The sequence below is a fragment of the Streptomyces sp. WAC 06738 genome (assembly GCF_003945505.1).
Taxonomy (GTDB): Bacteria; Actinomycetota; Actinomycetes; order Streptomycetales; family Streptomycetaceae; genus Streptomyces.
This window is the reverse complement of record NZ_CP029618.1, coordinates 7,638,446-7,651,655: the sequence shown is the minus strand read 5'-3', so window position 1 is coordinate 7,651,655 and position 13,210 is coordinate 7,638,446. Positions and strand designations below refer to the sequence as shown.

Annotated in this window: 10 protein-coding genes; 3 read left to right on the top strand and 7 right to left on the bottom strand. The window is 74.2% G+C overall.

Translation table 11 applies throughout. From position 1 onward, the window contains the following. Window positions 1–65 precede the first annotated feature (65 nt). Window positions 66–2,072: a glycerol kinase GlpK gene (gene glpK, locus DMB38_RS33270; protein WP_125938295.1), complete on the top strand. Its 2,007-nt coding sequence runs from the start codon at window positions 66–68 to the stop codon at window positions 2,070–2,072. Between the two features lie 24 nt (window positions 2,073–2,096). On the opposite strand, the gene DMB38_RS33265 is transcribed toward glpK, so the two are convergent. From DMB38_RS33265 to DMB38_RS33235, 7 genes are all read right to left on the bottom strand, one after another. After that, window positions 2,097–2,351: a DUF397 domain-containing protein gene (locus DMB38_RS33265; protein WP_125938294.1), complete on the bottom strand. Its 255-nt coding sequence runs from the start codon at window positions 2,349–2,351 to the stop codon at window positions 2,097–2,099. A 211-nt stretch (window positions 2,352–2,562) separates the two neighbouring features. After that, window positions 2,563–3,462, bottom strand: a complete 900-nt coding sequence (locus DMB38_RS33260) for a DUF5753 domain-containing protein (RefSeq protein ID WP_125939439.1) — start codon at window positions 3,460–3,462, stop codon at window positions 2,563–2,565. A 167-nt stretch (window positions 3,463–3,629) separates the two neighbouring features. Further along, window positions 3,630–4,418 carry an ABC transporter permease gene (locus DMB38_RS33255; RefSeq protein ID WP_240662609.1) on the bottom strand — a complete coding sequence of 263 codons (789 nt, stop codon included), beginning with the start codon at window positions 4,416–4,418 and terminating at the stop codon, window positions 3,630–3,632. 11 nt (window positions 4,419–4,429) lie between these two features. Then, complete coding sequence (locus DMB38_RS33250; protein ID WP_240662608.1) at window positions 4,430–5,329, bottom strand: SAM-dependent methyltransferase; 900 nt, start codon at window positions 5,327–5,329, stop codon at window positions 4,430–4,432. Window positions 5,330–5,377: 48 nt separating this feature from the next. Continuing rightward, window positions 5,378–6,568, bottom strand: coding sequence for a hypothetical protein (locus DMB38_RS33245; protein ID WP_125938292.1), 1,191 nt, complete (start codon window positions 6,566–6,568; stop codon window positions 5,378–5,380). A 53-nt stretch (window positions 6,569–6,621) separates the two neighbouring features. After that, window positions 6,622–7,398, bottom strand: a complete 777-nt coding sequence (locus DMB38_RS33240) for an ABC transporter ATP-binding protein (protein ID WP_125938291.1) — start codon at window positions 7,396–7,398, stop codon at window positions 6,622–6,624. A gap of 209 nt (window positions 7,399–7,607) precedes the next feature. After that, entirely contained in the window at window positions 7,608–8,762 is a 1,155-nt protein-coding gene (locus DMB38_RS33235) for a hypothetical protein (RefSeq protein WP_125938290.1), read from the bottom strand. Between the two features lie 182 nt (window positions 8,763–8,944). Here DMB38_RS33235 and DMB38_RS33230 point away from each other — a divergent pair, with 182 nt between their 5' ends. Together DMB38_RS33230 and DMB38_RS33225 are read left to right on the top strand one after the other, a co-directional pair. Then, window positions 8,945–10,048 (top strand): chitinase, encoded by a 1,104-nt coding sequence (locus DMB38_RS33230; RefSeq protein WP_125938289.1) that lies wholly within the window; start codon window positions 8,945–8,947, stop codon window positions 10,046–10,048. Window positions 10,049–10,176: 128 nt separating this feature from the next. Beyond that, window positions 10,177–13,101, top strand: coding sequence for a glycoside hydrolase family 2 TIM barrel-domain containing protein (locus DMB38_RS33225; RefSeq protein WP_125938288.1), 2,925 nt, complete (start codon window positions 10,177–10,179; stop codon window positions 13,099–13,101). Window positions 13,102–13,210 lie beyond the last annotated feature (109 nt).

Here is a 13,210-nt window from a genome sequence, read left to right as displayed (position 1 = left end):
CGCGCGGGACCGAGGAGACGAGACGGGCTGTCCGGGCGGGGCAGCCGGTACGGAGCGGGGGCGGCATGGTGCAGCGGTACGTGATGTCGGTGGACCAGGGCACGACGTCCACCCGGTGCATCCTCTTCGACGCCCAGGGCCGGCTGGTCTCCGTGGTGCAGCGCGAGCACAAGCAGCACTTCCCGCGGCCCGGCTGGGTCGAGCACGACGCCGTGGAGATCTGGCGGAACCTGCGCCGGATCATGCCGCGGACCCTGGCGGAGGCGGGCGCCGACGCCGGCCAGGTCGTCGCGCTGGGCATCGCCAACCAGCGGGAGACGACGGTGCTGTGGGACCGGCACACCGGCCGCCCGGCCGCCCGCGCCGTCGTCTGGCAGGACACCCGCACCGACGAGCTGGCCGAGCGGCTCGCCCGGGACCCGCGCGCGGACCGGGTGCGCGCGCTCTGCGGGCTGCCGCTGGCCACGTACTTCTCCGCGCCGCGGATCCGCTGGCTGCTGGACTCCACCCCCGGCCTCCGGGAGCGGGCGGAGCGCGGTGACGTGCTCTTCGGCACGATGGAGAGCTGGCTGATCTGGAACCTGACCGGCGGGCCCGCGGGCGGGCTGCACATCACCGACGTCACCAACGCCAGCCGCACGATGCTGATGAACCTGCGCACCTTGTCGTGGGACGACGAGTTGCTGGACTTCTTCGGCGTGCCGCGGGCGATGCTGCCGGAGATCCGCTCCTCCACGCAGACGTACGGCACGACCACCACCGTCGTCCCCGGCATCCGCATCGCCGCGGCGCTCGGCGACCAGCAGGCGGCGCTCTTCGGCCAGACCTGCTTCGCTCCCGGCGAGGCCAAGTGCACGTACGGCACGGGCAGTTTCCTCCTCCTCAACACCGGCGAGACGCCGGCGGCCTCCCGGCACGGGCTGCTGACGACCGTCGGCTTCAAGATCGGGGACGAGCCGGCGGTGTACGCGCTGGAGGGCTCGATCGCGGTGACGGGGTCGCTGGTGCAGTGGTTCCGCGACGGGCTGGGGCTGATCGGCAGCGCGCCGGAGATCGAGACGCTGGCGCAGACCGTCGACGACAACGGCGGCTGCTACATCGTGCCGGCGTTCTCGGGGCTCTTCGCGCCGCACTGGCACAGCGAGGCGCGGGGCGTGATCGCCGGGCTCACCTCGTACATCACCAGGGGGCATCTGGCGCGGGCGGTGCTGGAGGCGACGGGCTGGCAGACGCGGGAGGTGGTGGACGCGATGAACGCCGACTCGGGTCTGGCGCTCTCCGGCCTGCGCGTCGACGGCGGCATGACGGCGGACAACCTGCTCATGCAGTTCGTCGCCGACGTCCTGGACGTGCCCGTCGTCCGGCCGATGATGGCGGAGACGGTCTCGCTGGGCGCGGCGTACGCGGCGGGGCTCGCGGTCGGCTACTGGCCGGACCTGGAGGGGCTGCGGCGCAACTGGCACCGGGCGGCGGAGTGGCTGCCGCGGATGCCGGAGAGCACCAGGTCCGCGGAGTACGCCAACTGGCGCCACGCGGTGGGCCTGACGTTCGGCTGGACCCGTCCCGCACAGAGCCCGCCGCCGTCCGGGGCCGACGTGGTCGACCTGGTGCTGGCCGACCACCGCAGGGTGGAGCACCTGCTCAGCGCGGTGCGCAGCGAGGAGGCGGACCGGCGCACGGTGCTGCGCGAGCTGGCGGGGCTGCTGGTGGCGCACGTGGAGGCGGGCCGGGCCGCGGCGCGCTCCGGGGCCGGCTCGACGGCGTACGCGCTCTGCCCCGACGACGCCGGCCACGGGCCGGCGGCGCTCGCCCGCGCCCTGCTGGCGCTGCTGCGCCTGGAGGAGCCCGCAGGGCCGGAGTTCGACGCCGCGCTGGACCGGCTGGGCACGGTCGCCGCCGGGCACATCGCCGCCGGGGAAAGCGTCCACCTCAACGCGCTGCGCCGCGGCGCCTCCGCGCAGGAGCGCGCCGTCCTGGGCCGTGCGTACGCCGTGGCACGCGGGCGGCTGCGTGCCTCCGGCTGCGACAGCGCGGCCCGGGTCGCGGCGCTGGCGGGCGAGTCCGTGCCGTAGCCGCGCACCTCCCTGGCGTTCCGGTCAGGCGCCGGCGGTGCCGCGGCCGGTGACGAGGTCGTCGAAGTCCCCTTCCTTGGCGGCCCGCAGGAACGCGGCCAGCCCCGCGGGCCCGTAGACCAGTGCGGGGCCCTGCGGGTCCCGGGAGTTGCGGACCGCGACCTCCCCGCCGGAGAGCCCGGCCAGCTCCACGCACTCGCCGTTGGGGTTGCTGTAGTGGCTCTTGCGCCACTCGACGTTCCCCAGCCGGCCCGCGGGCACACCGTTCTCGACCTGCATGGCTGCTCCTTCCCACTGATCTTTTGCGTACTGTACTTGCGTCTGTGCTTGCGGATGCACTTACAAATGAAATTTCATCCAGCCATCACCCAGCGCTCGGAGCACGGTGGCGCACGGTGATCGAATTCCCGAACTGCCGTACGGGAACAGGCGGAAGGCCCTCGGACCGTGTGGTCCGGGGGCTGAGAGGGGAAGGTGCGGGCGGGGCCCGTCAGGTGGTGTGCAGGAGCTGCCGCAGGAAGGTGTCGGTGTTCGTCAGCTCCGTGGCCGGCGCCGCCAGCCGGTCGACGGCCAGCCGGTGCCGCTCGACGTCGTCGGCGTCGTCGAGGTAGAGCGCGCCGGTGAGCTGTTCCAGGTACGCGATGTCCGGCAGGTCCGCCTCGGCGAAGCGCAGCAGCGTCACCGAGCCGGCCAGCACCGTCGCCGCGGAGGTCCGCAGCGGCACGACGTGCACCGCGATCTCCGGGAACTCCGCGCTGTGCAGCCGGATCAGATGGCGTATCTGCTCGCGCATCACCGCGGGGCCGCCCACGCTGCGGCGCAGCGCGCCCTCGTCGATGAGCTGCCAGCAGCGCGGCGGGTCGGCCCTGGCGAGGAGCTGCTGACGGCGCTCCAGCAGGTCGACGCGGCGGGCCACGGCCCCGGCACTGTCGTCGGGGTACGTCAGCCGCGCGAGCGCGGCGGCGTAGGCGGGGGTCTGGAGCAGGTCCGGTACGCGGTGCGACTGGTAGCCGCGGATGAGCGTCGCGCCCTCTTCGAGCCCGAGGTACGTTTCCAGCCAGCGCGGCGTCAGATCGCCGTACTGCTGCCACCAGCCGGGGGTGTTGGCGCCGCGGGCCAGCGCGAGGTACGTTTCGCGCTCCCGGATGTCGGTGACCGCGTAGAGCGTGAGCAGGTCCGCGATGTCGCGCTCCTTGCAGCCGCCCTGGCCGCGTTCGAGCCGGCTCATCTTGGGCACCGAGGCCCGGATCGCCTGCGCCGCCGCGTCGAGTCCGACGCCACGCCTGACGCGCAGCCTGCGCAGCCGGGAGCCGAGGACGATCCGCCGGATCGTGGGCCCGCCCCGGCCGGGGTCCGCGCCGCCCCCGGGCAGCCGGCGCCCGCCGGCCACCGGTACTGACCCCGCCATCTCCCCTCCCCCGCCGGTCGGTTCACCATCCCGTCGCCAGCGCGGAATCATACCCGCCCGGGGCCTCTTTCCCGAACCTTCGTCCGGTTTTCGCCTACCGGATCGGACGTAGGGACCCGTTGCCCCGAGCGGGCGGCGTACGGAGGGGATCAGCCCTTCGCGCCCGGTTCGTCCGCGGACTCGTGCCAGCCGCCGACGACGATCCGGGCGAGCCGGCCGAAGAACCAGAAGACCAGCACGCCGAAGAGCGAGGAGACCAGCACCGCCGCGAGCAACTGCTCGGACTGCAGCCGCGACTGGTACAGGTCGATGAGCACCCCGATGCCGGGCTGCCCCTGGCGGAAGAAGAAGTCGCCGACGATGGCGCCGACCACGGACATCCCGGCGGCGATCCGCAGCCCGGTGAAGATGTGCGGCAGCGCGGCGGGCAGTTGGAGCTTCCAGAGCCGGGTCAGCCGGCCGGCGTTCTGGAGCCTGAAGAGGTCGTGGTACGAGGAGTCGGCGGAGCGGATACCGAAGAGCGTGCTGGTGAGGATGGGGAAGAAGGCGATGATGACGCAGACGAGCACCCGGGTGGAGAACCCGTAGCCCCACCAGAAGCCGAAGAGCGGGACCAGCGCGAGGATCGGCGTCACCTGCAGCACGACGAAGTACGGGAAGAGGGAACGTTCCAGCCACCTGGCCTGGCTCATCAGGATCGCCATCGCGATCGCCCCGGCCGCCGAGATGAGCAGCCCGAGCGAGGCGACCTGCGCGGACAGCAGCAGGGCGTCGAGGAGTTCGGCGCGGTTGTCGCCGTCGAGGAATCCCACGCGCACCACGTCGTGCGGCGGCGGGAAGAGGAAGCGCCGGTCCTCGGCCAGCACCACCATGCTGATCAGGTACCACACCCCCACGGCGGCACCGGCCACCAGCACGGCGGGCAGCCTCCGGAGCAACGGGCGCAGGTTCATGGCTTGACCGCCACCAGCGCGTAGGCGTTTCCCTCGGTACGGTCCGGGGGCCGGGGGCGCCAGCGGTGCGCGACCACCACGCCGGGGTCGACCGGCTCCCAGCCGTCGATGATCCGCTCCAGCTCGGCGCGGCTGCGCTCCACCATCGGCGTCGCACCGCACGCCCACGCCTTGGTGAGCCGGCTCACCCGGGAGTCGAGTTCGGCGGATATCTGGGACACGGCGAGGTAGCTGCCCGGGACCACCCCGCGGCGGACCCGCGCCACCAGGTCCGCCGGGTCGTCCTCGTCGGGCAGGAAGTGCAGCAGCCCGACCATGAGCACGGCCACGGGCCGGTCGAGATCCAGGACGGCACGGGTGTCCGGGTGGGTGAGGATCAGCTCGGGCCGCCGGACGTCGCCCGCGAAGGCGACGGTGAGGATCCCGTCGGCATGCAGGGCCTGCATGTGCGCCACAGCGACGGGGTTGTAGTCGACGTAGACGATCCGGGTGTCGGGGGCGATGCCGTGCGCGATCTCGTGCACGTTGGGCATGCGCCGCTGCGGCAGGCCGCAGCCGATGTCGAGGATCTGGCGGATGCCGGCCTCCCCGACCAGGTAGCGCACGGCCCGTTCCAGGAAGAGCCGCTGGGCGCGGACGCGCATCTTCACGTCCGGCATGAAGGTGGCCTCGACCTCGTCCACCAGCGCGCGGTCCGGGCCGAGGTTGTCGCTGCCGCCGAGGTGGTAGTCGTACGTGCGGGAGGCGTGGGGGCCGTGGGGTCGGGCAGGGGCGACGTGCCGTGGGGCCCGCCGGCTATGCCGTTGTCGCTCATGTTCCTCTCCGCGTCGGCCGCGTACGGCCGTGGCCGTGCCGCCCCGCGGCGCGCTGCGGGCCGGGAGGGCAGCGTACTCCACCGCGCCGCCGCGGCCCGCGGTGCGCGGTCCCGGCGGTCGGGCGGCCGGTCATCCGCCGTGTCCGATCGCGGGGTCGAGGAACTCGTTGGTGACGACGTCCGCGGGCTTCAGGCCGTCCTTCACGGGCTTCTTCTGCTCGGCGAAGATCGGCTCGACGATGTCGATGATCTCCCGGACCCGCGCGGTCTCGAAGTTCCCGACGGTGGTGTCCTCGCCCTCGGCGTGGTCCGAGGCGATGCCGAGCCTCTTCATCTCGCCGATCCCGTACTGCGCGATGCCCTCGGTGAGCACGTCGCCGCCCTTGTACTGCCCGGCGATGTCCACGATGGTGGCGATGGCCGCGTCCGGGTCGCGGAGGTAGTCGACCTGCGACTGCTGGACGACCGGGATCAGCTTCTCCAGGCAGGGCGCCAGTTCGGCCTTCGCCTCGGGGCGGACGACGAGGGAGGGCCCGTAGATCGGGTAGCCGGCCTCGTAGACGAGCTGGCCCTTGATGGGCTTCATCCAGTCGTCGATCTCGTTCTCGAACATGTACGGGTCCTCGGCCGCGTACCCGGAGGAGGCGAGCTTGCCGCCGGAGGCCACGAAGCGCGCGGGCGAGCCGTCGAAGGAGCCGTCCACCTGGTCCTTCTTGAGGATCCCGGCGCCGGTCAGATACTCCATGTACGTGTCGCCGCCGGAGTACAGGACCGTGGTGTCCGACTTGCCGACGTCCTCGATGGTCTCGAACTCCGGGTACGTCTCCGGGTCCCAGTAGATCATCGTCGGGTCCTTCTCCAGCAGCGCCAGCACCGCGGTGGTGGGCTGGGTGGCGGAGAGCTGGACGATCTCGTCGAAGCCGCCGACCACACCGAGGTCGATGTCCTCGTCCGTGTACATCTGGGCGGAGGTGGCGGCGAAGCCGATCGCCGGGCCGCCTGCACGCAGTTCGAGCGAGATGCCGGTGTCCCTGCCGTCCGCGACCAGCGGCGCGGTGGCCCGTTTGCGGTCGGCGTCCACCTCGGGGTCTTCGCCGAGGAGCGCGTACAGCGGGCCGAAGGCGGTGGCGTTCGGCAGCCACGACGTCTGCACGGTCACGGTCTCGGGGCACACGCCGGCCAGGGAACCCGCGCCGCTCTTCGCGGGTGACTCCTTGCCGCCGGCCCCGCCGTCCCCGTCGTCTCCGCAGGCGGCCGTGGTCAGCAGCACGCCGGCGACGAGCGGCAGGGCTAAGGAGCGCAGGTGACGCTTGAGGTGCATCGCGGGTTCCTCCGGAGGGGGGTCGGGGGGCCGGTCGGTGCTTCGTACGGTGCTCAGCGGGCGGAGGCGCGCATGCAGGCGGACACCTCGGCCGCGATGCGGTTCAGCTCGGGGTCGTAGCGCAGGCTCTCGGTCCGCGGGTAGCCGAACGGGACGGTGAACTCGCCGCAGACGCGCCCGGGCCGGGGGGACATCACCAGGACCCTGGTGGAGAGGTAGACCGCCTCCAGCACGGAGTGGGTGACGAAGACGGCCGCGAACCGCTCGGCGGCGAAGAGCCGCAGCAGGTCGTCGTCCAGCCGCTCGCGGGTGATCTCGTCCAGGGTGCCGAACGGCTCGTCGAGCAGGAACAGTTCCGGGCGCAGGGTGAGGGAGCGGGCCAGGGAGACGCGCATGCGCATGCCGCCCGACAGCGCGCGGGGCCGGTGGCCGGCGAAGTCGGTGAGGCCGACCAGTTCCAGCGCGGCGTCGGCGCGCTTGCGCCGCTCGGCCCGCGGAACGCCGCGCAGTTCGCCGAAGAGCTCGACGTTCGTGCGCACCGAGCGCCAGGGCAGCAGCGTCGGGTCCTGGAAGACGTAGCCGAGGCGGTCGGCGCGCGCGGCCACGGCGCCGGCGGTGGGCTCGACGAGGCCCGCGGCGATGCGCAGCAGGGTGGTCTTGCCGCAGCCGGAGGGGCCCACGAGGGAGACGAACTCGCCGGCGCCGACGTCGAGGTCGACGGGGTCGAGCGCGCGGGTGCCGTCGGGGAAGCGCTTCTCGACGGCACCGAGGGAGAGCACGGGCCCCGCACCGGACACGGGCGCGGCCTCGTCGGCGTCGGCGACGGTCATGGGCCCACCTCCCGGCGCCCCGGCGGGTGGTCGGGACCGCCGGGCAGGTTCCTGCGCCGCGGCGGGCGCCGCGGGCTCGGGGCCACAGAGGCTACGGGATGGGAACGTGCCGCGGCACGCGGGGTGCCCTCCGACAGGGACAGCGGCGGACGCGGGGGCCCGGCGGTGGACCCGCGCGGCCGGCGCACCGGCCGTACGCGAAGCCGGCGTCAGCGGCCGTCGTGCGGGTGGCCCGGGTGGGCGGTGTGGCGCCAGACCTCCAGCAGCCGGGCGGCGGACCCGCCGATCGGGCCGACGGCGTCGGCGAGGACGTCCGGTGCGGGCAGCCGCGCGGAGGCGACGGCCGGCACCGCCTCCGCCGGATCGTCGATGGTCGAGGAGCACACCGCCAGCAGGTAGTCCGGCACCGTCAGCCCGGCGCCCGTCACACCGACAAGCGGCACGCCGACCGCCGCGACCAGCGGGAAGACGGTGCCCGGGATGCCGACCGCCGCCTCCGCCCGCGCCGCCGCCTGGAGCGACGGCACGTCGCTGATCTCGTACGCGTCCCACAGCTTGGGGTCCTCGCGCGGGTGCAGGCCGACGAGGATCCGCTTGCCCGCGGCCCGCAGCTTCCCGGCCGCCGCGAGCAGCAGTTCGGTGCCGGGCGCGGCGCCGCCGGTGCCGTCGGGGTGCGTGACGCTGGTGAGAACGAGCACGAGGCCGGGCTCGGGACGGTGGTCCGGCAGCGTGTCGGTCTGCGGCGAACCGACCACCCGGATCCGGCGCCGCACGCCCAGGTAGCCGCCGAACGCGCGCGCCTCGGCCGGCGAGGAGGAGGTGACGGCGCGCAGCCGGGGCCGCAGCAGCCGGGCGCCCGGGGCCTGCTGGGGCCCGAGGTAGGCCAGTGAGCCGGCCGCCACCGGCAGCCGCGGGAAGCGCGCGAGGCACTCCAGCGGCCAGTCACCGGCGCCGGTGACGACCAGCAGATCGGCGCGCGGCGCGGCCTGCGGCGTGGCGACGGGCACGGGGTCGCCGGGCTGGACTCCCGAGGTGTCGGGGACGAGTTGGGTGAGGCGTACGCCGCGCCGCCCGGCCTCCGCGAGGAGCGGCTTGACGTGGTACGTGCCCCACGGCTCGTTCGTCGCCACGAGCACCCGCAACGGGCGCCCGGGGCGCCCGGGGCCACTGCCCGCGGCCGGCGCGGGACCGGCGCCGAGCACGGCGAGGCCGGCGGCACCGGCCGTCGCGGTGAGCCCGCGCAGCACCCGGCGGCGGGACGGCGCGGTCCGGGGCCCGGCGCAGGCGGCCGGTCCGGCCGCGGCGGCGGGGACTTCGGGGAGGTCCGGGGCTGCGGGGACTCCCGTTTCGTACGTGGTGGGCATGGGCGGCACGCTAGGCAACGCCGCGAACTCGCGGGTGAACGCGGCACGAACAGCTTCCGCGCGGCCCGCCCCGCGACCTTTGGTCCAGACCTCTTGACGAAAGGTCTGGACCAACTTACCTTGTGCCGCAGCGCAACACGTACCTCTCCTGGCAACCCCACAGCCCAGAAGGCGAGCGTGTCATGCAGTCTGCGATCAGCCGGACGCTGCGTCTCTTCGGCATCGGCCTCACGCTGGTGCTCGCCGCCCAGCTCCCCGCCGCGGCGGCGACCCCGCCGGAACCGGCCGGGGCGGCGGCAGGAACGACGGCGGCGGCGCCCACGGCCGCCGAGACCTGTCCCACCAAACCCAGGCCCGCGGGCAAGGTCCTCCAGGGCTACTGGGAGAACTGGGACGGCGCCGCCAACGGCGTCCACCCGCCGTTCGGCTGGACGCCGATCACCAACCCCGATCTCCGCACCCACGGCTACAACGTCATCAACGCCGCCTTCCCCGTCATCCTCTCGGACGGCACCGTCAAGTGGGAGGACGGCATGGACAGCACGGTGAAGGTCGCCACGCCTGCCGAGATGTGCGCGGCCAAGGCGGGCGGCGCCACCATCCTCATGTCGCTCGGCGGCGCCGCGGCCGGCATCGACCTCAGCTCCAGCGCCGTCGCCGACCGGGTGATCGCGACCCTGGTGCCGATCCTCAAGCGCTACAACTTCGACGGCATCGACATCGACATCGAGACCGGCCTCGTCGGCAGCGGCAACATCAACCAGCTCTCCCCCTCGCAGGCCAACCTCATCCGCATCATCGACGGCGTGCTCGCCCAGATGCCCCCCGGCTTCGGCCTGACCATGGCCCCCGAGACGGCGTACGTCACCGGCGGCAGCGTGGTCTACGGCTCGATCTGGGGCGCGTACCTGCCGATCATCAAGAAGTACGCCGACAACGGCCGGCTGTGGTGGCTCAACATGCAGTACTACAACGGCAGCATGTACGGCTGCTCCGGCGACTCGTACCAGGCGGGCACCGTCCAGGGCTTCGTCGCCCAGACCGAGTGCCTGAACCGCGGCCTCGTCGTGCAGGGCACCACCATCCGCGTCCCGTACGACAAGCAGGCCCCGGGCCTGCCCGCCCAGCCCGGCGCCGGCGGCGGCCACATGACGCCGGGGCTGGTGTCGCAGGCATGGAGCCACTTCGGCGGCGCCCTCAAGGGCCTGATGACCTGGTCGATCAACTGGGACGGCGCGCGCGGCTGGTCCTTCGGCGACAACGTCAAGTCGCTCCAGGGCCGCTGACCGACGCGCCCCGGCCGCTCGTCCCCCACGGCGAGCGGCCGGGGCGGCACGGAAGTCCAACCGGTGTCCGAAAAGTCCAATGGATCGCGGCGCGGCGTCTGTTGTGCCGCGCCCCCCGGCGGGATCAGATGGATCTCATGCACGATCCGGCTCTCCCCGCCCACGAAGACCCCGCACCCGGCACCGGCACCCTGCCGCCGCGCGCGTGGTACGCCAGCTCCGACGCCGCCCGGCTGCCGCTGAACGGGGCCTGGCGCTTCCGGCTCTCCCCCACCGCCACCACCCACGACACATCCTTCGCGGAACCCGGCCACGACACCTCCGGCTGGGACGAGATCACCGTCCCCGGGCACTGGGTGCTCCAGGGCGGCGGCCGGCACGGCACGCCCGCGTACACCAACACCCCCTACCCCTTCCCGGTCGACCCGCCGCGGGTGCCGGCCGAGAACCCGACCGGCGACCACCTGCGCACCTTCGACCTGCCCGGCGGCTGGCCCGCCGCCCCGCTGCCCGCGGACGAGGCGGTGCTGCGCTTCGACGGGGTGGACTCGCACGCACGGGTCTGGCTCAACGGCACGGAGCTGGGCGAGTTCAAGGGCTCCCGGCTGCCGCACGAGTTCGCCGTCGGCGCACTGCTGCGCCCCGCGGGCAACGTGCTGGCCGTCCGCGTCCACCAGTGGTCGGCCGGCTCGTACCTGGAGGACCAGGACCAGTGGTGGCTCCCCGGCATCTTCCGCGACGTCACGCTGCTGCACCGGCCCGCGGGCGCCGTCCGCGACTTCTTCGTGCACGCCTCGTACGACCACGTGACCGGCACCGGCACCCTGCGCGTGGACTGCGCGCCCGGCGGCCGGGTCACCCTGCCGGAGCTGGGCGTCGACATCGCCACCGGCGAGTCCGTCACGCTCCCGGCCGAGCCGTGGACCGCGGAGGTGCCGCGGCTGTACGCGGCCGAGCTGGCCACCGCGGGCGAGCGGATCCCGCTGCGGGTGGGCTTCCGCACCGTCACCGTCGAGGACGGCGTGCTCAGGGTGAACGGCCGCCGCATCCTGCTGCGCGGCGTGAACCGGCACGAGTTCCACCCCGAGCACGGCCGCGCCGTCGACGAGGCGACGATGCGCGCGGACGTGCTGCTGATGAAGCGGCACAACGTCAACGCCGTACGCACCAGCCACTACCCGCCGCACCCCGCGTTCCTCGACCTCTGCGACGAGCTGGGGCTGTGGGTGATCGACGAGTGCGACCTGGAGACGCACGGCTTCGGTGCCCTCGGCTGGCGCGGCAACCCCGTCGCCGACGAGCGCTGGACCCCGGCGCTGCTGGACCGCGCCGCGCGCATGGTCGAGCGGGACAAGAACCACCCCTCGGTCATCATGTGGTCCCTGGGCAACGAGTGCGGCTCGGGCGCGGGACTGACCGCCATGGCCGACTGGATCCGCGGCCGCGACCCCGGCCGGCTCCTGCACTACGAGGGCGATCCGACCAGCCGCGACACCGACGTCTACTCGCGGATGTACGCCGACCACGACGAGGTCCGCCGCATCGGCGAGCGCACCGAGGACCCCCTTGAGGACCCGGCGCTGGACGCGCGCCGCAGGGCACAGCCGTTCGTGCTCTGCGAGTACGCGCACGCCATGGGCAACGGTCCCGGCGGACTGGCGGACTACCAGCCGCTGTTCGAGACGTACGAACGCTGCCAGGGCGGCTTCGTCTGGGAGTGGATCGACCACGGCATCGCCCACCCCGAGCTGGGCTTCGCCTACGGCGGCGACTTCGGCGAGGAGCTGCACGACGGCGCCTTCGTCTGCGACGGCCTGGTCTTCCCCGACCGCACGCCGTCGCCGGGGCTCACCGAGTTCGGCCACGTCATCCAGCCCGTGCGCATCGGGCCCGGGGACTCGCCGGGACAGGCCGTGGTCACCAACCTGCACGACTTCGCCGGCCTCGGCCACCTCGCGTTCTCCTGGTCGTACGCCGTGGACGGCGCCGAGACGGAGAGCGGACCGGCGGCGGTGCCGCCGCTGGCGCCGGGCGAGAGCGCGAAGGTCGACCTGCCCGCGCCCGGCGCCCCGCCCGCGGGCGAGGCGCAGTGGACCGTCACCGCGCGGCTCGCCGCGGACACCGCGTGGGCGCCGGCCGGGCACGTCGTGGCGCGCGGGCAGTGGTCCGCCGCGCCGCGCCCGCCGCTCGCGCGGCCGGCCGGGGCGGCGCCCGTACGCGACGACGCGCTGATCCGGCTCGGCCCGGCGGTGTTCGACGCGCGGACGGGCGAGCCGCGGACCCTGGCCGGGGTGCCCGTGGAGGGACTGCGGCTGGAGGTGTGGCGGGCGCCGACCGACAACGACCTCGGCGCCGACTGGCTGCCCGAGACCGAACTGGCGCGCCGCTGGCGCAAGGCGGGGCTGCACCGGGTGCGGCACCGGACGGACGCGGTGGAGGCCGCGGACGGCGGGCTGACGGTCCGTACCCGGGTGGCGCCCGCGGCCACCGACCTGGGCCTCGCCGCCGCGTTCCGCTGGACCGCGGACGGGGACCGGGTGGCGCTGACCGTGTCGGTGACGCCGGAGGGCGACTGGCGGATGCCGCTGCCGCGGCTGGGGATCCGCTTCGCGCTGCCCGCCGCGTACGGCGCGGTGCGCTGGTACGGCGGCGGGCCCGGCGAGGCGTACCCGGACACGGGCACGGCGGCGCTGCTGGGGCGCTGGACGGCGAGCGTCGACGAGTTGCAGACGCCGTACGTACGCCCGCAGGAGAACGGCGCGCGGGCCCGGGTGCGCTGGGCGGAGCTGACGGGCGCCGGGGCCGGTACGGGGCTGCGGGTCGAGGGCGAGCCGGAGTTCGCGCTCACGGCCAGGCGCTGGACCACCGCGGAGCTGGACGCCGCGACGCACCGCACCGACCTGGTGCCGGGCGACCGGGTGCACGTGACGCTCGACCACGCCCGCCACGGCATCGGCTCGGCGTCCTGCGGTCCCGGCGTGCTGCCGCAGTACGAACTGGCGGCGCGCCCGGCGGCGTTCACCTTCGTCTTCTCCGCCGCCGAAGGGCGCTGACGCGCGGGGCCCGCCCCGCCCGGGTCCCGGGCGGGGCGGGCCGTGGCGCCCGTCTTCAGGCCGGCGGCGCCGGCGGTTCCGTCACCGCGCCGGCGGAGCCGTCACGGCT

Excerpts from the sequence above, each read along its gene's own strand:
- glpK (WP_125938295.1), top strand. The coding sequence starts at position 66 with ATGGTGCAGCGGTACGTGATGTCGGTGGACCAGGGCACGACGTCCACC.
- DMB38_RS33265 (WP_125938294.1), bottom strand. The coding sequence starts at position 2,351 with ATGCAGGTCGAGAACGGTGTGCCCGCGGGCCGGCTGGGGAACGTCGAG.
- DMB38_RS33245 (WP_125938292.1), bottom strand. The coding sequence starts at position 6,568 with ATGCACCTCAAGCGTCACCTGCGCTCCTTAGCCCTGCCGCTCGTCGCC.
- DMB38_RS33240 (WP_125938291.1), bottom strand. The coding sequence starts at position 7,398 with ATGACCGTCGCCGACGCCGACGAGGCCGCGCCCGTGTCCGGTGCGGGG.
- DMB38_RS33235 (WP_125938290.1), bottom strand. The coding sequence starts at position 8,762 with ATGCCCACCACGTACGAAACGGGAGTCCCCGCAGCCCCGGACCTCCCC.
- DMB38_RS33230 (WP_125938289.1), top strand. The coding sequence starts at position 8,945 with ATGCAGTCTGCGATCAGCCGGACGCTGCGTCTCTTCGGCATCGGCCTC.
- DMB38_RS33225 (WP_125938288.1), top strand. The coding sequence starts at position 10,177 with ATGGATCTCATGCACGATCCGGCTCTCCCCGCCCACGAAGACCCCGCA.